This window comes from Vibrio breoganii, assembly GCF_001677275.1.
GTDB classification, from domain to species: Bacteria; Pseudomonadota; Gammaproteobacteria; order Enterobacterales; family Vibrionaceae; genus Vibrio; species Vibrio breoganii.
The window spans coordinates 2632081-2652250 of sequence record NZ_CP016177.1 but is presented as its reverse complement, the minus strand read 5'-3'; the positions used below and the strand labels follow the sequence as shown (position 1 = coordinate 2652250).

Below are 20170 nucleotides of genomic sequence, written 5' to 3'. Positions count from 1 at the left end.
CCTAATGAACAAGACCCAATTAATCGATGCAATTGCTGAAAAAGCCGATCTATCAAAAGCACAAGCAAAAGCAGCTCTTGAAGCTACTCTTGAAGGCGTAACCGATGCTCTTAAAGAGGGCGACCAAGTTCAACTAATTGGTTTTGGCACATTTAAAGTATCTCACCGTAATGCACGCACTGGTCGTAACCCTAAGACTGGTGAAGAGATTCAAATTGCTGCAGCAAATGTTCCTGCATTTACTGCTGGTAAAGCACTGAAAGATTCAGTTAATTAATGTAAAATACGCCGAGTGACATCGCTCGGCGTATTTTTTATGAAACACTTTATTGCTTCTGCTTTAGCTATTCTAACCCTAGCGGGCTGTTCTTCTGCTACGACTCCTCTGCGTCAATCTGCCCAGATTACTGAATATTCGGGTGGCGAAATTGACAACACAAAAACCTCTTTATTTTGGCTCACTGAGCGTTTTGATTCCCCAGAATCAAGCTCCGATGATGTGATCTTCAAAGATAAGACTTGGTACAAAAGCCATTACACTTGGGATAGTGATAACCTTAGGGAAATGTCCCGCACAGGTGAAAGACTGTCTAATTCCGGTGATCTAATTCCTTTTCAGATGACTCTGCGCTTCAGCGGCACTGGAGAAGCGGTTTATCAACGATTGCGTATCAATGGCAAGGTTATGCCTATGCGTAAGCAGCAGATTGATGACGTTAAGCAACAAGCCAGTGACTTGATAGCTAAGGGAAAAAATCAGCAGGAACAAGGATTAGAGCTGATACAAGGTTATTGGGAAGAGGGGGCATTTGTTACCTGTGAAGGAAGGACATTCACCAGTATCGAGTTTAAAGACCAGCTTCCATCATTTGTCATTGACCGTTTGATAGATGAAGACCACTTTGTTGCATTTATCGGTGAGTATAAAGCCAAGAAAATTGTCGTTGATAAAATGCTGATGCTCAAGAACGGCGGGTATGAGTGCATTGAGCGACCGTCCTCACAGAGCTAATGATATAGAGTAGGAACTAATAGGCGGGTTGAAGCTTCTGTATGTTGATATGCCTAGTTCTGTATTCTATTGGTGTCATACCTGTCTGTTTTTTAAAGACACGACAAAAGTAGGTGTCATCTAAAAAGCCAGATTCGATAGCAATGGTTGATACTTTGTAATGCCTTCTGTTTACGAGCAGGTTTTTGGCGCGCTCTACTCTTTTAAACATCACATACTGCTGATAAGACATGCCTAGGTTATTGCGAAATAGTTTGGGTAGGTAAAACACAGAGCAGTCACACGCTTCAGCGACAGCTTCTGCAGTTAGAGCCGTTGTGAAATGTTGATTTACGTAGTCCACTGCTTTTTCAATTTTACTCATAATCCCTTTCCTTATCTGGATGATGAGCCACGATAATGGAGTTAGAAAGGGCACGCTATTCGATATTTTTCGATATCGAGATATATGAAATATATAGCATTATTTTGTGCAGAAAATGAGAAGATATCAGGCGACGTCGTGCAGAATCCGTGCTTCTTCACTCTTATAGAGCTCATACCTTAGAAGGCGAAAGTCGTAGGCATCATTGTCCAGCATATTCTTCACAAAGGTATTGTGATAAAGATGGCCTATCGAAGTTTCATAGATCTCAGTACCACAAGAGTACTCTTCAGGTTCGACATACAAGTCTCTTAGCAATAGAGATAAGCTAGGCTCTCGTATTCTTGTTCGAATCAGTGTTTTTGGCGGAAGGGTTGCGATGTCCTTATGCACATGCTTCCAGATGAAAATATTAATCGCAGATAGACTGACTATCGTGATTTTATCTTCTGTTTTTTCATACACTAAGGCTGCCACTATAGCACCTTGATGATAGTAAATACGAACCCATGGGTCGGTGATATCTTGCATTGCCATTGACTCTTCTAGAGCCAGTTCGCCATCAAGCACGTATAAATGCGCATTCTTTACCCATTCACGCTGATACTCGCTAAGGCGTGAATATCGAATCACCTCTTCGCTAGTGACCGGATAATTATAAAACGTGTTCTCTTTTTCAAACAACATCTCAAAGGCCTTTGCCCGCTTCATGAGTTGTTGCTCGGCTTGATCATATTGGTAATCAGCAGAGAAAAAATGTGCAAGCCCCACGCGACGCAAGATTGAAGGGGTGACCTTTCCTCGCTCCCATAGGCTGATCATCGATTGAGTGACATTCGCAAATACACGATGCTCTTCACTAAGTTGATTGGCGAGATCCCCTTGGGATAAACCAGTTTCAATTCTTAGTGCTTTGAGTCGCTCATGGAAGTTTTGCTTATTCATGGTCATTGATAATGCTTAGGGGTATTCACGGTAGTTATGGTTTTCTGGTAAGACCATTATACCTGCGCTGGCTTGGGGTAAACAGAGAGAAACCTTTAGGGAATGTATAAATTCAGTGTATGAATATTAAAAAAGCCACCTCAGTAATTGAGGTGGCTTTGGTATTGCTTAGAGTTAAAGCTTAATTACTTTTGCTGCTCGCGAGCAATCGCACGATAACCAATATCATTGCGGTGGAACATACCGTTCCAGCTTACTTGTTTCGCTAGTGCATAAGCGTGCTGCTGCGCTTCTGAAACTGTGTTACCCAGTGCCGTAGCACAAAGAACACGGCCGCCGTTTGTCACAACGTCGCCTGCTTCATTGTTAGCGGTACCTGCATGGAAGATCTTTTGGTCTTCAGCATCTGCGGATGGCAGAGAAATCACATCGCCTTTAGCGTAATCAGCAGGGTAACCACCGGCCGCTAATACAACACCAATTGAAGCGCGTGGATCCCATTTAGATTCTGCTTCGTCTAGCTTCTCATCAATTGCCATTAGGCAAAGCTCAACAAGGTCAGATTCCATGCGCATCATGATAGGCTGAGTTTCTGGGTCACCGAAGCGGCAGTTATACTCGATTACTTTAGGTGTACCGTCAGCATCGATCATTAGGCCAGCGTATAGGAAGCCCGTGTATGGTGCGCCTTCAGCGTCCATACCGCGTACAGTAGGGTAAATAACTTCTTCTAGGATACGATTGTGGATCTCTGGCGTTACTACCGGCGCAGGAGAATAAGCACCCATACCACCAGTGTTAGGGCCAGTATCTTTATCGCCAACACGCTTATGGTCTTGGCTGGTTGCCATAGGCAATACGCTAGCGCCATCAACCATAACGATGAAGCTTGCTTCTTCGCCTTCTAGGAATTCTTCGATAACGACGCGGCTACCGGCTTCACCAAATGCATTGCCAGCCAGCATGTCTTTGATTGCGTCTTCTGCTTCTTCTAGAGTCATCGCAACAATAACGCCTTTACCTGCTGCTAGGCCGTCTGCCTTAACAACGATAGGTGCGCCTTGTTCACGAACGTAAGCTATTGCTGGCTCAATTTCAGTGAAGTTTGCGTAAGAACCTGTTGGAATGTCGTGGCGAGCTAAGAAGTCTTTAGTAAATGCTTTAGAGCCTTCAAGCTGAGCTGCAGCTTGAGTTGGACCAAAGATAGGCAGTCCTGCTTCGCGGAAGGCATCAACAACACCGATAACAAGCGGTGCTTCAGGGCCAACAATGGTTAGCTCGATGCTGTTTTCTTTAGCAAAAGCAACAAGACCTGCGATGTCTTCAACGCCGATGTCGACGTTTTCTAGCTTAGGCTCAAGTGCTGTACCAGCGTTACCTGGAGCAACGAATACAGTCTCAACGTTTGGGTTTTGTGCTGCTTTCCAGCCTAGAGCGTGCTCACGACCGCCCGCACCGATAATTAAAACGTTCATAATTTTTTCCTTTGATGGCAATGACACTTACCTAGTTGAATCTAATGGTATGCCTTTGCACTAAAATGAAACTTTAAGTCTTTTAATAATCCGTTTTTCAAAATAGCTGGGAGTGCTAACAAGGCGACGGTAGAGCTTATCCCGATGAGCATAGTGAACTATGTGATTCGGGTAAGTGAAGGCCGTCAACGAAGTTACCACCCCAGATATGAAGAAAAATTAGTGGCGGAAGTGACGCATACCAGTAAAGATCATCGCCATGCCATGTTCGTCAGCAGCATCGATAACTTCTTGATCGCGCATTGAACCACCTGGCTGAATCACACACTTGATGCCAGCGTCAGCTGCTGCGTCGATACCATCGCGGAATGGGAAGAAAGCATCCGATGCCATTACGCAACCTTCAACTTGTAGACCTTCGTCAGCCGCTTTAATGCCAGCGATTTTCGCAGAGTAAACACGGCTCATTTGGCCTGCGCCTACACCGATAGTCATGTCACCTTTCGAGTAAACAATCGCATTCGATTTCACGTACTTCGCTACTTTCCAGCAGAATAGCGCATCTTTTAGCTCTTCTTCTGTTGGTTGGCGCTTAGACACTACTTTAAGGTCATCTTGAGAAACCATACCTTGGTCGCGGTCTTGAACTAGCAGGCCACCGTTTACACGCTTAACGTCAAAGCCAGTAGTCTTGCTTGTCCACTCGCCACACTCTAGAAGGCGAAGGTTCTTCTTAGCCGCAACGATTTCTACTGCTTCAGCAGAAACAGACGGTGCAATGATAACCTCAACGAATTGGCGCTCAGTGATAGCGGTTGCAGTTGCTGCGTCTAGTTCGCGGTTAAACGCGATGATGCCACCAAATGCAGATGTTGGGTCTGTTTTGAACGCGCGGTCGTAAGCTTCTAGGATATTTTCGCCTAGTGCTACACCACATGGGTTAGCGTGCTTAACGATAACGCATGCTGGCTCGTCAAATTCTTTCACACACTCAAGAGCGGCGTCAGTGTCAGCGATGTTGTTGTAAGACAGTGCTTTACCTTGGATTTGGCGAGCTGTTGATACAGACGCTTCTTCTGGGTTTGCTTCAACATAGAATGCCGCTGCTTGGTGGCTGTTTTCACCGTAGCGCATGTCTTGTTTCTTCTCGAACTGTTGGTTGAACGTGCGAGGGAACTTAGACTCTTCGTCGCCTTCTTTGTTCTCACCGTAAGAAGGAACCATAGTGCCAAAGTAGTTAGCAATCATGCCATCGTAAGAAGCAGTGTGCTCAAACGCTGCAATCGCAAGGTCAAAACGAGTCTCAAGAGTTAGAGAAGCGTCGTTTGCATCCATTTCAACAATTACGCGATCGTAATCGTGAGCGTTTACAACGATGGTCACGTCTTTGTGGTTTTTCGCTGCAGAACGAACCATTGTTGGACCACCGATATCGATGTTCTCAACAGCATCAGCAAGGGTACAACCTTCTTTTGCTACGGTTTCAGCGAATGGGTATAGGTTAACAACAACCATATCGATAGGATTGATGCCGTGTTTTTCCATCACCTCATCGTCTTGTCCGCGACGACCAAGTACACCACCGTGCACTTTAGGGTGAAGGGTCTTAACACGACCGTCCATCATTTCTGGGAAGCCTGTGTAGTCAGACACTTCTGTGACTGCTAGGCCTTGTTCTGCAAGTAGGCGAGCTGTACCGCCGGTAGAAAGAAGTTCAACATTGCGTTCAGCTAGGGCTTTAGCAAATTCTACGATGCCAGTTTTATCAGATACGCTGATAAGAGCGCGGCGAATTGGGCGAGCGTTACTCATGCTTCCATATTCCTCAAGTACTTAAGATTATCCGCTACCGGCAGAATAAATGAGAAGCCCCCGAATCATTAGCTTGATCGTCTGGTGCATCCTCACAACATCTGCTGATTTTGGAATCAAGTTGGATGAAAAGATGTTTGTCAAAGTTGAGCCTGCATCATGACTATGAAACAACTTTGACAAAAATCTTCAGCGTGCAAAAAAACATCAATTCGAATGGCGCGTATTCTAGCGAATAATCTTCGAAAAAGCTCGCGCAATCGTTTGGCTTTTGCATTTTATTGTAAAAAAAGTGTCATTTGGAGGCTTTAGGATTCGGAGCCGATAAAACAAACCAATAAATAATGGCCAATTTTGCTGAACAGAAAGCTTGACCTTGGAGTTATGTCTAAGGTTTATACTTATAGAGTTACAGATTATTTGATGAGCATTGGAATGTACAAAATTGGAGAACTGGCTAAGCGATTTGATATCAAGCCAGACACATTACGCTTCTACGAAAAACATGGACTGTTAAAGCCTAGCTCACGCAGTGAGGCAGGCTATCGCGTCTACACCCATGAGGATGCCGATAAGCTTGGCTTTATCATACGCGCTAAACGAGTCGGCTTTTCATTACAGGAGATAATGGACTTGCTCTCTATCCAGCTAGATAAAGAGAGTCATAGCTGTAAAGAGGCTCGCGATATTGTTGATATGAAATGTCATCAGGTTGAAGAGCGCATTAAAGAGCTGCAAATTTTTCACGATTCTCTGCAGAAACTGAGTCAATCTTGCTGTGGAGGCAGTGAACCTGCAACGCATTGCTCCATTTTAGAAGCGTTAGAGAGTGCGGATAGTCACGCAGTAGGAGAAGCATAATGAGCCTGATTTATAACTTTATTGACCTTTTTCTCGAGTCGGCTCCGTGGATGCTACTGGGATTAGTGATCGCAGGATTGCTCAAAGAGTGGATACCTACAAACCTCTTAACAAAACATCTGGGTGGAAAGGGCGCAAAGACGACCATAAAAGCTGCCTTTATAGGCGCTCCGTTGCCTTTGTGCTCGTGTGGCGTGATTCCTGCTGCTTTAGGGCTAAGACGTAGCGGTGCATCAAAGAGTGCAACTACCTCTTTCTTAGTGGCAACACCAGAAACCGGAATCGACTCGGTATCGATCTCATACGCACTGCTAGGACCATTCATGGCCATCATTCGTCCTATAGCCGCTATATCGAGCGCGATAGTTGCGGGCTTGTTGGTTGGCAAAGAAGCAGAGAAAGAGCAAAAGATTGAAATGAAGAGCTTTGCTCCTGTGAGTTGTTGCTCGGGTAAAAAGGCAACCCCTCAAGCGAACACGCAGTCGAGTTGCTGTTCTTCAAAGAAAGAAACTAAGGCCGATAAGAGTGCAATGGAGAAGCTGAAGTCGGGTATACACTTCGCGGCAACGGATCTTGTGAAAGACATTAGCACTTGGTTAATGATTGGCTTGTTCTTTGCCTCTCTAGTGCAGACCTATGTAGAAACAGACTTCCTTGCACAGTGGGGCGGCAGTATTTGGAGCATGCTTGTCATGGTGGCCATCAGTGTACCTATGTACATCTGCGCAACGGCTTCAACACCCATTGCTGCCGGTCTATTAATGTCAGGTATCAGCCCTGGTGCTGTGCTCGTTTTCATGCTGGCAGGCCCAGCAACCAACATTGCTACCTTAGGTGTTGTCAGTAAAGAACTGGGCAGACGATCGCTGATTGCTTATCTGACGGGTGTAGTAGGTATGGCCATAGTGTTTGGCTTGCTCACTGATTTCTTGGTGGCTCAATTTGGGTTTAATGTCGCTCCGCTTTCAGCAATGGAACACGAGCTACTCCCGCACTGGTTGACGGTTTCTACCGGTATCTTACTTGCTGTTTTGATGTTGGTAAGTTATTGGAAGCAATGGCGAAATAAAACAGTCAAAGTTTCGCTCGCTAGCTGAATGATCACTGAATAGATAAGCCTCCTTTTAAGGAGGCTTTTTATTTCCTGTTACTTTATCTACAAGCTTGTTTTGAGATAAGGTGTTGAAACCTTAGACATTGGATGTAAAGCACTTGAATAAGCACAAATATACCCTTTACGGCATCGCAGCCATTCTTTTATGGAGCAGTGTTATTGGTGTTGCTCGTAAGGTAGCAGAGCAGTTAGGGCCTATTGGCGGGGCTGCGAGTATCTATACGGTCGCGACAATATTTCTGATGTTTGTTGTGGGCAGTCCAAAGCTAAAAACGCTATCAAAGCGTTATGTCATCGTTGCGGGTGGTCTATTTGCAGCTTATGAGGTGTGCTTATCCCTAGCTATTGGTATGGCTAATGATAGGCAGCAAGCGCTTGATATGGCAGTGATAAATTACCTTTGGCCTGCATTGACGGTGTTAATTGCGGTTATTAGCAGTAGCAAGAAAACCAGTCTTTGGGTGTATCCCAGTGTAGTGCTCGCCTTTATCGGCGTAGCGTGGGCGATTACTGGCGATCAATCGCTCTCTTTCTCTCAACTGACTGAGAATGTACAAAGCAACCCTGCAACCTATGCGATGGCGTTTATTGGTGCCTTCCTATGGGCAATCTACTGCAATATTACTAAACGTCTTTCAAATGGTAAGAATGCGATTACCTTGTTCTTTGCGATGACTGCGGTTGTTTTGTGGATTCACTATGGTTTAAGCAGTGAACCGGCTATCTCTCTCAATCTAGAATCTAGCTTCTATTTGCTGCTCGCAGCTGTGATCATGGCAAGTGGTTATGGGCTTTGGAACAGCGGGATTATGAAAGGTAATATGCTACTCCTTGCTACCTTGTCTTACTTTACTCCCATCTTCTCTACCTTATTCTCTTCTATCATCTTAGGTGTCGCGTTATCCGGAAGCTTTTGGCAGGGGGTTGCTATGGTGGTGATTGGCTCATTGGTATGTTGGCGAGTCACCAAATAGCGTTCAGGTTAAAGTGTGATTTTTGCTTGTTGTCAGGTGCGTAACCTTTTTGAACTATTAAACTCAATAACTATATAAATGAAAGGCAGTGTGATCATTAATGATTGGTTTGTTTAAAGAAAAACCAACACCTCTTCAAGAGGTTATCTCTGAGCAGGTGTACTAGCTTTTGTTAATACTAAACTCAATAACTATATATATGGAAGTTTAGTAGATCATTAATGATAGTTAAGGTGCTAGTGACGCGTAGATTTATACAGCCTTGAAAAGAGAGTGATGTTTATCTTTCAAAGTGAATATTGCCAAAGAACAGGTCTATACCCTTTAGGGCTATTTAAACCCAATAACTATAAAAGTGGTGCTCTTGATGATCATTTACGTAAAGGTTAGATGTAAAAAAAGGGCTTACCAATAAATGGTAAGCCCTTTCAATTCAGATACTTAAACTAATTTATATTAGTTCATGCCGTATTTTTTAAGTTTCTTACGAAGTGTACCACGGTTGATACCCATCATAGATGCAGCGCGAGTTTGGTTGCCGCGAGTGTATTGCATGATCATGTCTAGTAGTGGTTGTTCAACCTCAGCTAGCACTAGTTCATAAAGGTCGTCTACATCCTGACCGTTTAATTGTGCAAGATAGTTTTTTACTGAAACTTTTACTGAGTCGCGAAGTGGTTTTTGCGCGATTTGGTCTTGAGCAGTTACAGTAGTAACCGTTAGTGCTTCAGAAGTCAGGTTTTGTTCGAACATATTCAGTCTAGCTCTTCTCGTAATTATGATGCAACCATATCCCTATCAAGGATAGGAATTGAAATACTCTTCTAATGCATCTAATTGCTCTTCAGCAACTTCGATAGCATTGAAGATACGGCGAAACTCACGCGCTTGTTCATGCTCTTTTAGGTACCAACCCACATGCTTTCTTGCAATGCGCGGACCTAAGAACTCACCATAAAATAGGTGAAGCTCATGAACGTGACCAAGCATGATGTCTTTCACTTCCTGCATAGGAGGCTCGGGCATCGTGGTGCCGTTTTCTAAATAATGTTGGATTTCTTGAAAAATCCATGGACGACCCTGGGCGGGGCGACCAATCATCAAGGCGTCTGCACCGGTAAATTCCAGTACATGCTTCGCTTTCTCGGGACTATCTATATCACCATTGGCAATGACAGGTATCGAAATAGCTTGCTTAACCGCTTTGATACTTTCGTATTCTGCCTCTCCCTTGTACATACAAGTACGCGTCCTACCATGTAAGGCGAGGGCTTGTATGCCGCAGTCTTCGGCCATTTTAGCGATTTCGACACAGTTCTTATGTTCTGTATCCCAACCGGTTCGAGTTTTTAGTGTCACTGGGACATCTACTGCATCTACTACCGCCTTCAGAATTTGCTGAACAATCTCTGGATGCTTAAGTAGTGCTGAACCTGCTAGTTTTTTGTTCACTTTTTTAGCTGGGCAACCCATATTAATATCGATGATTTGAGCACCGTTATTAACATTAAATTGCGCTGCCTCTGCCATTAACTTTGGATCCGATCCTGCAATCTGTACTGAGCGAACGCCCGATTCGCCTTCATGTACTCTTCGTTGCAGTGATTTCGATGTATTCCATGTTTTAGGGTTGGCTAGCATCATTTCACTGACAGCCATACCAGCACCATATCGTAGACACAACTCTCTGAACGGTCTGTCTGTAACGCCAGCCATAGGTGCTACAATCAAATTGTTCTTAAGTTGGTAATTTCCGATTTTCAAATCATGGTCACATTATTAACAGCAAGGGCGCGCATTTTACGCATTTTTTCGGCCTGTGAAAAGCCTAATATTTGAGCATTTTAAAAAATATTCTATAATTTGAGTGTTTTTTGCTCAAAATATGATGTGTCTCAACTAGTGTGCTTTTTTCCGGAGATGCGACACCACTCTTGCATCTCTGCAATAGGAGCAATATCGAACTGATCGCGGTAATAGTTAGCAACATCTTCAGCTTGAGTATCTAGTACACCAGACATGGCTAGCTCGCCTTCGTCTTTAACTAGAGACTTAATTACACCAGAAAGGTCACGTAATGGACCTGCTAGAATGTTAGCAACTACAACGTCAGCAATAAGATTTTCTGGCTGATCTTGCGGTAGGAACACCTCTAGTTGGTCTTTCACGCCGTTACGCTCTGCATTGTCTTTAGAGGCAATGATCGCTTGTGGATCAATGTCGATCCCGACCACCTTTTTTGCACCGAGTTTGATCGCTGCGATCGCAAGGATGCCTGAGCCACAACCAAAGTCGATTACGGTTTTGCCTTCAAGGTCTAGTCCCTCTAGCCACTCTAAACATAGAGAGGTAGTTGGGTGTGTGCCTGTGCCAAAAGCTAAACCAGGGTCGAGCATAACATTGACAGCGTCAGGCTCTGGGATTTCACGCCAGCTAGGGCAAACCCACAGACGCTCGCCAAACTTCATTGGGTGGAAGTTGTCCATCCACTCACGTTCCCAGTCTTTATCTTCAAGCTGCTCAACTTTATGTGCGAACCCTTGCTCTAGAAGGTTACTAGACGCTATTTGCCCTAAAATCCACTGTGTGTCTGCTTCTGCGTCGTACAGAGCTAGGATATCGGTTTCGCCCCAAAGACGAGTTTCACCCGGTAGAGGTTCAAATACAGGGGTATCTTTAGCGTCAAGAAAGGTAACGGATAGGGCACCGGTTTGTTCCATTAACATATCACCGATTTGCTCGGCATTTTTGTCAGTGGCGTTAAGCTTGATTTGAATCCAAGGCATGGAGTTCACTCTGAGTATTGATAATTGGCGTGGATTTTAGCAGTAATTTTAACCAACTTCATCTACGCAAACAAAAAGGGTCAGAACCAGCATGACTGTTTCTGACCCTTTGAATAAGTATTAAAACTTATTGTAGGCCGAGCTTCTTCTCTAGGTAGTGGATGTTTGCTCCACCGTGTTGGAAGTTCTCGTCATTCATGATTTCGAGTTGAAGAGGGATGTTTGTTTTGATGCCCTCAACAATCATTTCACTCAATGCGTTTTTCATGCGTGCAATTGCAACGTCACGGTTCTCACCAAAGGTGATCAGCTTACCAATCATTGAATCGTAATGAGGTGGTACTGTGTAGCCCGTGTAGATGTGAGATTCCCAACGAACACCCATACCGCCAGGAGCGTGGAAGCGTTCGATCTTGCCTGGGCAAGGTAGGAAGCGCACTGGGTCTTCAGCATTGATACGACACTCAATAGAGTGGCCACGTAGCTTGATATCATCCTGAGTGAAAGACAGAGGCTGACCTGCAGCAACACGAAGCTGCTCTTTGATTAGGTCAACGCCGGTAACCATTTCAGTTACTGGGTGCTCTACCTGAATACGGGTGTTCATCTCAATGAAGTAGAACTCGCCATTTTCGTATAGGAACTCAAAAGTACCTGCACCACGGTAGTTGATTTCAAGACAAGCACGAGTACAGCGCTCACCAATGTATTTACGCATATCGTCAGTGATGCCTGGAGCCGGAGCTTCCTCAACAACCTTCTGGTGACGACGCTGCATAGAACAGTCACGCTCGCCAAGGTGGATAGCACCGCCCTGACCATCAGCAATAATCTGAACCTCAACGTGACGAGGGTTTTCTAGGAATTTCTCCATGTAAACCATATCGTTGTTAAAGGCTGCTTTTGCTTCTGCGCGAGTCATAGCAATGGCTTCGATTAGCTCTTGCTCAGAGCGAACCACACGCATACCACGACCGCCGCCGCCGCCAGACGCCTTGATGATTACTGGGTAACCAATGCGCTTAGCGTGAGCTTTGTTAGCTGTTTCGTTGTCGTCTAGAGGACCGTCAGAACCAGGAACACAAGGTACGCCTGCTTTTTTCATTGCGTTGATAGCGGCAACCTTGTCACCCATGATGCGAATCGTTTCCGCTTTAGGGCCAACAAAGATGAAACCTGATTTCTCAACTTGCTCTGCAAAGTCAGCGTTTTCAGATAGGAAGCCATAACCTGGGTGAATCGCCACAGCGCCAGACACTTCTGCCGCTGAGATGATGCGTGGAATGTTTAGGTAGCTGTCGATACCACGAGCAGGACCGATACAGATAGACTCATCCGCTAGTAGTACGTGTTTAAGGTCACGGTCAGCGGTTGAGTGCACGGCTACGGTTTTAATACCTAGCTCTTTACATGCGCGAAGGATACGAAGCGCAATTTCGCCTCGGTTCGCGATGACTAATTTGTCTAGCATAATATCGACCTCTATTATTCGATAACGATAAGCGGTTGGTCGAACTCTACTGGGCTACCGTCTTCTGTTAGGATTGCTGTTACAACACCAGACTTGTCAGCTTCGATTTGGTTCATCATCTTCATCGCTTCTACGATACAGATAGTGTCACCAGCAGTTACCGATTGGCCTACTTCAACGAATGGTTTCGTATCAGGACCCGGTGCACGGTAAAAAGTACCTACCATTGGAGAAAGAACCTTGTGACCAGGTGCTTCTGCAGGTGCCGCAGGTGCTTCAACTGCTGCTGGAGCTGCCGCTGGAGCCGGAGCTGCAACTGGAGCAGGCGCTGCTGCATATTGAATCGGAGCTACAGGTGCATTGCCGTGGCGGCTGATGCGTACAGATTCTTCACCTTCAGAAATTTCTAGCTCAGCAATTCCTGATTCTTCTACAAGTTCGATTAGTTTTTTTATTTTGCGAATATCCATGATTCTTCTCTTGTCTTGTGTGTGGCCTCTCGCATTCGTCGAGATGGCTCAGATTTATTTTGCCTGAAGCTGTTCTATCGCTGCAGACAATGCGAATTTGTAACCTTGTGCACCTAGCCCACATATCACGCCAACTGCTTTATCTGAAAGATAGGAGTGGTGACGAAATGCCTCTCGTGCATGTACGTTAGATAAATGAACCTCTATAAACGGAATATTTACCCCAAGTAGTGCGTCTCTTAGAGCGACACTGGTGTGGGTAAAGGCAGCTGGATTGATGATAATAAAATCAATCTCTCCCATGGCTGCGTGAATAGCTTCAATTAACTCATATTCTCGATTCGATTGAACATGAGTGAGTTCTACATCCAATTGCTCTGCTTGCGTATGCAGGTTATTGACTATGTCATTTAATGTAGCGTGACCGTAAACCTCAGGCTCTCGTTTACCGAGTAGATTTAGATTTGGGCCATTCAGGAGTAGAACACGTGATTTTGTCGCCATCTTGTCGCTATCTTCCGTAATTGTGAGTTATTCACTGTTGCCTTTAATTATTTTACGAATCCTGAAAAAATTCCAGTCAGATTTCTGTAAAAAAGCAAATTAGCGCATGATTATAGCTAATTCAACGAAATTAACAGCAATTTACTGGTCTAATCACCGGTAATGAGAGAAGGGTTAGCCGTGACCTAATGTTGGGTCATTGTTAAATCGACTAAAAAATCTTCACGTAATTAATATAGGCTAACTGTCTATTTTCATTATGTTTAATTTGTAACCGTGTTTAAACAAAAAAGCCGTCACGATGTGACGGCTAATGGTTTTGAAGCAAGTGGTTAAACCAGTTCTGGGACAGTTCTAGGATAGTTCTGGAACAGCTCTAAACGAGTTCCCCTTTCTCTGAAATGAGTTTTTCAACCACACTTGGGTCTGCCAAAGTGGAGGTATCACCCAGATTACTGGTATCACCGGTTGCGATCTTCCTGAGTATTCTTCGCATAATTTTACCTGAGCGAGTCTTAGGAAGAGAGTCAGTCCAGTGCAAAGTATCAGGTACCGCGATAGGACCAATTTCTTTGCGAACCCAATCTTTCACCTCTTTGTGAAGCTCTGCGCTTGGGTATTCTCCTGCATTTAGAGTGATATAAGCGTAAATGGCCTGACCTTTGATGTCATGAGGAACGCCGACAATCGCCGCTTCGGCAATCTTATCGTGTGCGACCAGCGCTGATTCCAGCTCTGCAGTCCCCATACGGTGACCTGAAACATTAAGTACATCGTCCACACGGCCGGTAATCCAGTAATAGCCGTCTTCATCTCGTCTTGCGCCATCACCGGTAAAGTACATGCCTTGGAAGGTTGAGAAGTAGGTTTGTTCAAAGCGGTCATGATCACCATAAACAGTGCGCATTTGTCCCGGCCAAGAATCTAGGATAACTAGGTTTCCTGAGGCTTCACCTTCAATGAGATTACCCATGTTGTCCACTAGTGCGGGCTGTACACCAAAGAATGGACGAGTTGCTGAGCCTGGTTTTAGTTCAGTTGCGCCCGGCAATGGAGTGATCAGTATTCCACCCGTTTCTGTCTGCCACCATGTATCTACGATTGGCGATTTTGCATCACCTATGGTGTTGTAATACCACTCCCATGCCTCAGGGTTGATAGGCTCACCCACCGAGCCCATGATACGAAGGCTATTACGATTGGTTCCTTGAATGGCTTCGTCACCTTTTGCCATTAATGCTCGAATGGCTGTTGGAGCAGTGTAGAGGATGGTGACTTGATGCTTGTCGACGACCTCACTCATACGGCTAGTATTTGGGTAGTTTGGCACGCCCTCAAACAGTATGGTTTTCGCACCGTTGGCTAAAGGTCCGTATATCAAGTAAGAGTGCCCAGTGATCCAGCCTACGTCAGCCGTACACCAGAACACGTCATCTGGCTGGTAATCAAACACGTACTTGAAGGTCATAGTGGCATACACTAGATAACCTCCAGTGGTATGCAGTACGCCCTTTGGCTTACCAGTAGAACCAGAGGTGTATAAGATAAATAGCGGGTCTTCAGCGTTCATTTCTTCAGGTGGGCAGTCGACGTCGACATTGGCCACGGCATCATGCCACCAAACATCCACATCAGCGTTCCAATCAACATCAGCGCCCGTGCGCTGGAATACAATCACCTTGCTAATGGTGGTGACGTTAGGGTTACGAAGTGCTTCGTCCACATTCTTCTTCAGAGGGACAGCGCGACCACCACGAACACCTTCATCGGCAGTAACAACAAGCTTGGCATCAGAGTCGTCAATACGGCCAGCAAGCGCCTCTGGAGAGAAGCCACCAAACACAACAGTGTGTACGGCGCCTATGCGCGTACAGGCTAGCATTGCAACGGCTGCTTCAGGCACCATTGGCATGTATAGACACACCACATCACCCTTTTTAACCCCTTGGGCCTTTAGAGCATTCGAGAATAGACAGACTTCTTTATGCAGTTCGTTGAAGGTAAGGGTTTTGTCATCGGCAGGGTCATCGCCCTCCCAAATGATTGCTACTTCATCACCGCGCTCGGCAAGATGGCGATCGATACAGTTCGCTGACACGTTCAGTGTGCCGTCTTCAAACCACTTGATACCCACATGGCCAGTATCAAAAGAGGTTTCCTTGACCTTAGTGAAGGGTTTAATCCAGTCGACGATCTTGCCATGCTCTGCCCAGAATCCTTCTGGATTTTGAACGGACTGTTGATACATGCTTAGGTAGGTATCGTTGTCTGCATGGGTAACGGATTTGATGTTCTGTTTAACCGGATAAATGTGGGCTTCACTCATTGCTGATCTCCTTGTGAACTCTGCCGCTATTAGTTGTGACAGTCGCTCAATATCTGACGGTCTGTTAGGCATTTCGAGGTAACTGTTATAACTCTCTATTACCTGCGGAATTTCCACAATTAGACTTTAGGATGAGAAGGTAACTATCGCTGTGAAATTAAAGGGTTATTTCGATAACTGAGAACTCAATCGCTACTTAATATGTGGCATATTGAGACTTGGCAGGTCACCTTTAGTGAGACGAACGAATACCAGCGCTGCAGTGATGGCATCTTGAAGTGCGTTGTGTTGGTCTCGAATGGGCAGGTCTAGATGTCGACAAATAGCCTCTAGGCTAAGGTCGAAATAGGCATTTTGTAGATGCTTTTCCAGCTTCTCCTGATAGATATGGCTGACTTCTATGATGGTATTCGGCAGAGGAAACCCAAAATGCTTCTTGAATGCGATATCGAGAATTCGCTTATCGTAGCGAATGTGGTACCCCACGATAGGGCGGCTACCAATAAAGTCGAGCAGCTGCAGTAAGGCCTCTTTCTCTTCCAATCCGTCACCAAGGTCTTGATGGCGGATTTGATGCACCTTGATGGAATTCTCATCCAATGATTGAGGCGCCTTGAGTTTGACATGAAAGGGGGTACTAGTAATGACGCGATTATTGATGATCTTGGTGGCGGCAATAGTCACCAGTTCTGCTCGTGTTGGCTCTAAGCTGGTGGTCTCGCAGTCGATAGACACATACTCACTGCTATCAGATTCTGAAAATAGCGATTGAAAAGGGGAGCCCTTTAGCTTCCAGTGCCAGTAGTGTCTCGTCAGCCAGTTCATAGTCAGTCTCTGATCTGATAATGGTAGCTAAGGAACTGCTTAAACTTCTTCACCACGTGCAGACTGTGTCTGAGTAAGTCACGCTCGGTTCTATCCAGTGCATTGAGATCTAGGTTATTGGATGAGTCTTGATGAGCCAATTGTTGTGCGAGACGTAGCTTGAAGAATAGCTTTAAGGACTCGCTGAGATTATCCGCTGTGTCATCTTCGAGGCAGCCTAATTCATGCAGGGCTTCGATTCTTTCAAAGGTATTGCGCTGACGAAGGTCGTGCTCCAGTGCGAGCGCGCGAATGCCATGAACAATGGAGAATATCCCCCCTTGCTTGATATCCAGTCCTTCCTTACGCGCTTTGACATTACCAAACAGAGTCAGAGGCACAGAGAACTGCAGGGCAGGTCTAACAAAGTCTGAAAGGGTCAGCATGCGACCAGTGAGCGCGTCGTGCAGAGAATTCAGAACAGGCTCGACTAAGAGTTTATTACCCGCAACCGGCAGTGCGTCCGAAAAGATGGCCAGTTGCATCACTGAATCGGCGTTACTGACCTCGATCCATTTCGCTACTTTCTTTTTCCACTCGCTTTGGCTAGACACCCAGAGAGGGTTATTAACCATCACCTTACCTGGGCAAAGAGGGTAACCAAGCTCTAGCAGGGTCTCTGTGAACGTATCCATTGTCTGGCCACATTCAGGCCAATCAAACCCATCCTCAAGGATCAGGGCATTGTCCTGGTCTGTTTTTAGAACCTGCTCTCCACGGCCTTCTGAGCCAAGAACGAGCAGGCAACAGTGCTGCTGTGCGTTCTCGGGAACGATTAATTGGAAGGCTTTCTCAATGATTTGCTCGTTGAGTACAGAAATAAGCTCCATGATAAATCGAGTACGGATGCCATTAATCAGCAGGCTTTTAACAAAATCATGTTGCCTTTGAGAGGCTTGTGCCAGTTCATCGATATTTTTGGCGCGAGCAATGCTCAAACTGAGGACGTGAGAATGAGAGGAGAAAGCACTTAGGATCTGGGTCAGGTCTAGCATGCCCACCGCTTGTTTCTCATTGACCACCATCACTCGTTTCATCTTGTTTCTGGTCATGGTGAGCATGGCATTAAATACAAAGTCGCCCTCATGCACTTCAAATACCGGAAATGTTGATATGTCGGACACTGGCGTTTGCATGCTTTTTTCTTCCAGCACTAAAGAATGTAAAAGGTTGGTGCGAGTAACAATGGCATACGGTGATTGGTAAGGGTGTTCTTGCAAGCGGGGATCAGTCTCAGAAAGTTTCACCAAGGCCGCGTCAATATCATCATTATTCAAAAGAGCGGTAGCTTCTTTAATTGAGGTCTCTGGAGTCAGCACTAGCGGAGGGTGATAGATAGAGTCGTCGACCTTGGTAAGAATGAATTCAGCGAGATTTTGCTGCTTCTTGGCGTCCTTGATGAGTTGTTGGCGCTTGGACAAGCTGCTATCGAAGTACTCGGCAAATGATTGATTACTATTGAATAAAGAGAGGAATACCTCACTTGGCAACAGATAACACAACACGTCTTCTAGCGCGACGTACTGATGACGAACCTTTCCTTCAAACAATGATCGCACATCAAATAAGTCGTCGTGACCGTAATGAGCAAAGACTTCTTGTTGATACTTCTCTTCCACCGAACCTTTTATCAACACGAACAAGTGTGTTGTCGATTGCCCAGCATCGAGAAGAACATCTCCAGCTCGAAAGTAGGCAATATCTAAAGACGACTTTAACTGCTCGACCTCTCGAGGTGTGAGGCGGTCAAAGGGAGGGTGTTGTGTATTAAATTTTTCAGGCATGAAGACTTAATCCTTTGGCGACAAACCCTAACCCTACTAGTGTGACAAATCCTCAAATAAGCTCCAGACGACTTTGGTCTAATAGGGAAAAGGTGAAATTGAAGTTATCCCTTTTTATTCCACTGGGTTCACTTCATAATTGCCGCCGAATATTGCTTAATCTAGGACAGTTTGATGTTGAAACCCTCTCCATACGCGTGGCTATCTCAGTATTTTCTGGGGTTCTTTTTTGCCTATGGCGTTTATCTCCCTTTCTGGGCGCTTTGGTTTAAAGACCAAGGGGTTTCTGCCTCAGATATCGGCCTATTGTTGGGTATAGCCTTTGCTACCCGATGCGCCGCAAACCTTATTATTACTCCCCGAATTCATAAAATAGAGCACTTGATGCCCGCACTTCGGGTGCTCAGCCTAGCTTCGCTCGCTTTCATTGCGTTTCACTTTTTTACGGGTGGAAGTTTCTGGTTGATGGCGGTGGCTACCATCCTGTTTAACGCTTGTTGTGGACCGATTGTTCCTATTTCTGATGCAATGGCCAATCACTATGCTCGCTTGAAGATGCTCGACTATGGTCGAACGCGTCTATGGGGATCGATTGCCTTTATTGCAGGCTCAACGGTAGTGGGTTTCCTTGTTGCAAACTTTGGTATTGATTTCATTGTCTATACCGCGTTAGCGGGCATTGCCTTCTCTATCGTGGCCTCAATGCGCAATCCAAATCCAATGCCTGTAACCCAGGGCAACGTGAAATCGGTCAGACCTAAGCTAAGCAGTCTGCTCCGCGAATGGTCGGTGATTAAGTTCATCGGCTTGATCGCCCTTATTCAGGGAAGCCATGCAGCCTATTACGGTTTTAGTACCATCTATTGGAAAGATGCGGGTTACAGTGCCGATATCATTGGTTACCTGTGGAGTCTCGGTGTGGTGGCTGAGGTATGTATCTTTGCTTTCAGTAACCGTTGGTTCGGTAAGTGGACACTGCGCTCTCTATTCTTGGTCGCTTCTGTGGGTGTCATCGTGCGCTGGGGGCTAACGGCATCAACCACCATGCTATTTGCCTTAGTGCTTATTCAGCTGTTGCACGGCGTTACCTTTGCATTGGCACATATTGCTGCCATTCGATACATCCAAGATGCAGAGCAACATAAGATGGTAGCACTGCAAGCACTCTATAATGCCATCCCTCTGGGTATTGTTATGGCGACCATGACGGCACTGAGTGGCTGGGGCTATGAGCTTTGGGGGGCAAATGTCTTCTGGGTTATGGCCGCTATGGGTGTGTTGGCTATGTTTGTTAAATTGGACCCTCAGAAAGGGAATGTTGAAGAAGTGGGGATTGAACCACAAAAACAAGCTAACTAATTGAGCTACAAAGCGATCTTTGACTAGTCTTATAGCATCTAAACCTATG

19 protein-coding genes are annotated in these 20170 nt (G+C 45.5%); 6 read left to right on the top strand and 13 right to left on the bottom strand.

The window, feature by feature from the left end; genetic code table 11:
• Window positions 1-4 precede the first annotated feature (4 nt).
• On the top strand, window positions 5-277 hold the full coding sequence (locus A6E01_RS12295; protein ID WP_017027289.1) for an HU family DNA-binding protein: 273 nt from the start codon (window positions 5-7) through the stop codon (window positions 275-277).
• A gap of 39 nt (window positions 278-316) precedes the next feature.
• Window positions 317-1012, top strand: coding sequence for a DUF1481 domain-containing protein (locus A6E01_RS12290; RefSeq protein ID WP_017027290.1), 696 nt, complete (start codon window positions 317-319; stop codon window positions 1010-1012).
• A 16-nt stretch (window positions 1013-1028) separates the two neighbouring features.
• Here the strand turns inward: A6E01_RS12290 and A6E01_RS12285 are convergent, their stop codons facing one another.
• The 4 genes from A6E01_RS12285 to purH all read right to left on the bottom strand — a co-directional run bounded on the left by A6E01_RS12285 (window position 1029) and on the right by purH (window position 5608).
• Window positions 1029-1376: a helix-turn-helix transcriptional regulator gene (locus A6E01_RS12285; protein ID WP_017027291.1), complete on the bottom strand. Its 348-nt coding sequence runs from the start codon at window positions 1374-1376 to the stop codon at window positions 1029-1031.
• Between the two features lie 126 nt (window positions 1377-1502).
• Window positions 1503-2327, bottom strand: coding sequence for a helix-turn-helix domain-containing protein (locus A6E01_RS12280; RefSeq protein WP_065210294.1), 825 nt, complete (start codon window positions 2325-2327; stop codon window positions 1503-1505).
• 179 nt (window positions 2328-2506) lie between these two features.
• The gene (purD, locus tag A6E01_RS12275; RefSeq protein WP_017027293.1) at window positions 2507-3796 is read right to left on the bottom strand and encodes a phosphoribosylamine--glycine ligase; all 1290 of its coding nucleotides are present in this window, start codon (window positions 3794-3796) and stop codon (window positions 2507-2509) included.
• Window positions 3797-4015: 219 nt separating this feature from the next.
• Window positions 4016-5608 carry a bifunctional phosphoribosylaminoimidazolecarboxamide formyltransferase/IMP cyclohydrolase gene (gene purH, locus A6E01_RS12270; protein WP_017027294.1) on the bottom strand — a complete coding sequence of 531 codons (1593 nt, stop codon included), beginning with the start codon at window positions 5606-5608 and terminating at the stop codon, window positions 4016-4018.
• A 435-nt stretch (window positions 5609-6043) separates the two neighbouring features.
• Here purH and zntR point away from each other — a divergent pair, with 435 nt between their 5' ends.
• From zntR to yddG, 3 genes are all read left to right on the top strand, one after another.
• Window positions 6044-6469 carry a Zn(2+)-responsive transcriptional regulator gene (gene zntR / locus A6E01_RS12265; RefSeq protein WP_237334475.1) on the top strand — a complete coding sequence of 142 codons (426 nt, stop codon included), beginning with the start codon at window positions 6044-6046 and terminating at the stop codon, window positions 6467-6469.
• Entirely contained in the window at window positions 6469-7566 is a 1098-nt protein-coding gene (locus A6E01_RS12260) for an SO_0444 family Cu/Zn efflux transporter (protein ID WP_017027297.1), read from the top strand. Before zntR ends, A6E01_RS12260 begins: the two co-directional genes overlap by 1 nt.
• A gap of 100 nt (window positions 7567-7666) precedes the next feature.
• Window positions 7667-8557 (top strand): aromatic amino acid DMT transporter YddG, encoded by an 891-nt coding sequence (gene yddG / locus A6E01_RS12255; protein ID WP_065210293.1) that lies wholly within the window; start codon window positions 7667-7669, stop codon window positions 8555-8557.
• Between the two features lie 456 nt (window positions 8558-9013).
• Here the strand turns inward: yddG and fis are convergent, their stop codons facing one another.
• The 9 genes from fis to A6E01_RS12210 form a co-directional block, all read right to left on the bottom strand.
• Window positions 9014-9310: a DNA-binding transcriptional regulator Fis gene (gene fis, locus A6E01_RS12250; RefSeq protein WP_017027299.1), complete on the bottom strand. Its 297-nt coding sequence runs from the start codon at window positions 9308-9310 to the stop codon at window positions 9014-9016.
• A gap of 45 nt (window positions 9311-9355) precedes the next feature.
• Window positions 9356-10321, bottom strand: a complete 966-nt coding sequence (gene dusB / locus A6E01_RS12245; protein ID WP_026012638.1) for a tRNA dihydrouridine synthase DusB — start codon at window positions 10319-10321, stop codon at window positions 9356-9358.
• Between the two features lie 131 nt (window positions 10322-10452).
• Entirely contained in the window at window positions 10453-11343 is an 891-nt protein-coding gene (gene prmA / locus A6E01_RS12240; RefSeq protein WP_065210292.1) for a 50S ribosomal protein L11 methyltransferase, read from the bottom strand.
• A 127-nt stretch (window positions 11344-11470) separates the two neighbouring features.
• Window positions 11471-12814, bottom strand: a complete 1344-nt coding sequence (gene accC / locus A6E01_RS12235; protein ID WP_065210291.1) for an acetyl-CoA carboxylase biotin carboxylase subunit — start codon at window positions 12812-12814, stop codon at window positions 11471-11473.
• 14 nt (window positions 12815-12828) lie between these two features.
• Window positions 12829-13284 carry an acetyl-CoA carboxylase biotin carboxyl carrier protein gene (gene accB, locus A6E01_RS12230; protein ID WP_017027303.1) on the bottom strand — a complete coding sequence of 152 codons (456 nt, stop codon included), beginning with the start codon at window positions 13282-13284 and terminating at the stop codon, window positions 12829-12831.
• Window positions 13285-13338: 54 nt separating this feature from the next.
• Window positions 13339-13788: a type II 3-dehydroquinate dehydratase gene (gene aroQ / locus A6E01_RS12225; protein WP_017027304.1), complete on the bottom strand. Its 450-nt coding sequence runs from the start codon at window positions 13786-13788 to the stop codon at window positions 13339-13341.
• Between the two features lie 376 nt (window positions 13789-14164).
• Window positions 14165-16114, bottom strand: a complete 1950-nt coding sequence (acs, locus tag A6E01_RS12220) for an acetate--CoA ligase (protein WP_017027305.1) — start codon at window positions 16112-16114, stop codon at window positions 14165-14167.
• A 192-nt stretch (window positions 16115-16306) separates the two neighbouring features.
• On the bottom strand, window positions 16307-16939 hold the full coding sequence (locus A6E01_RS12215; protein WP_017027306.1) for a 3'-5' exonuclease: 633 nt from the start codon (window positions 16937-16939) through the stop codon (window positions 16307-16309).
• Window positions 16940-16941: 2 nt separating this feature from the next.
• A complete protein-coding gene (locus tag A6E01_RS12210) occupies window positions 16942-18762 on the bottom strand; it encodes a DUF294 nucleotidyltransferase-like domain-containing protein (RefSeq protein ID WP_065210290.1) in 1821 nt (606 codons plus the stop codon).
• Window positions 18763-18936: 174 nt separating this feature from the next.
• Between A6E01_RS12210 and A6E01_RS12205 the strand changes: the two genes are divergently transcribed.
• On the top strand, window positions 18937-20121 hold the full coding sequence (locus A6E01_RS12205) for a 3-phenylpropionate MFS transporter (RefSeq protein WP_017032943.1): 1185 nt from the start codon (window positions 18937-18939) through the stop codon (window positions 20119-20121).
• Window positions 20122-20170: the final 49 nt, after the last annotated feature.

Bases quoted from the DNA above. Each gene is read 5' to 3' on its own strand.
- A6E01_RS12215 (WP_017027306.1), bottom strand. From the start codon at position 16,939: ATGAACTGGCTGACGAGACACTACTGGCACTGGAAGCTAAAGGGCTCC.
- A6E01_RS12295 (WP_017027289.1), top strand. From the start codon at position 5: ATGAACAAGACCCAATTAATCGATGCAATTGCTGAAAAAGCCGATCTA.
- A6E01_RS12205 (WP_017032943.1), top strand. From the start codon at position 18,937: ATGTTGAAACCCTCTCCATACGCGTGGCTATCTCAGTATTTTCTGGGG.
- accC (WP_065210291.1), bottom strand. From the start codon at position 12,814: ATGCTAGACAAATTAGTCATCGCGAACCGAGGCGAAATTGCGCTTCGT.
- acs (WP_017027305.1), bottom strand. From the start codon at position 16,114: ATGAGTGAAGCCCACATTTATCCGGTTAAACAGAACATCAAATCCGTT.
- prmA (WP_065210292.1), bottom strand. From the start codon at position 11,343: ATGCCTTGGATTCAAATCAAGCTTAACGCCACTGACAAAAATGCCGAG.
- aroQ (WP_017027304.1), bottom strand. From the start codon at position 13,788: ATGGCGACAAAATCACGTGTTCTACTCCTGAATGGCCCAAATCTAAAT.
- A6E01_RS12260 (WP_017027297.1), top strand. From the start codon at position 6,469: ATGAGCCTGATTTATAACTTTATTGACCTTTTTCTCGAGTCGGCTCCG.
- A6E01_RS12210 (WP_065210290.1), bottom strand. From the start codon at position 18,762: ATGCCTGAAAAATTTAATACACAACACCCTCCCTTTGACCGCCTCACA.
- A6E01_RS12280 (WP_065210294.1), bottom strand. From the start codon at position 2,327: ATGACCATGAATAAGCAAAACTTCCATGAGCGACTCAAAGCACTAAGA.
- A6E01_RS12290 (WP_017027290.1), top strand. From the start codon at position 317: ATGAAACACTTTATTGCTTCTGCTTTAGCTATTCTAACCCTAGCGGGC.
- accB (WP_017027303.1), bottom strand. From the start codon at position 13,284: ATGGATATTCGCAAAATAAAAAAACTAATCGAACTTGTAGAAGAATCA.
- zntR (WP_237334475.1), top strand. From the start codon at position 6,044: ATGTACAAAATTGGAGAACTGGCTAAGCGATTTGATATCAAGCCAGAC.
- purD (WP_017027293.1), bottom strand. From the start codon at position 3,796: ATGAACGTTTTAATTATCGGTGCGGGCGGTCGTGAGCACGCTCTAGGC.
- A6E01_RS12285 (WP_017027291.1), bottom strand. From the start codon at position 1,376: ATGAGTAAAATTGAAAAAGCAGTGGACTACGTAAATCAACATTTCACA.
- fis (WP_017027299.1), bottom strand. From the start codon at position 9,310: ATGTTCGAACAAAACCTGACTTCTGAAGCACTAACGGTTACTACTGTA.
- purH (WP_017027294.1), bottom strand. From the start codon at position 5,608: ATGAGTAACGCTCGCCCAATTCGCCGCGCTCTTATCAGCGTATCTGAT.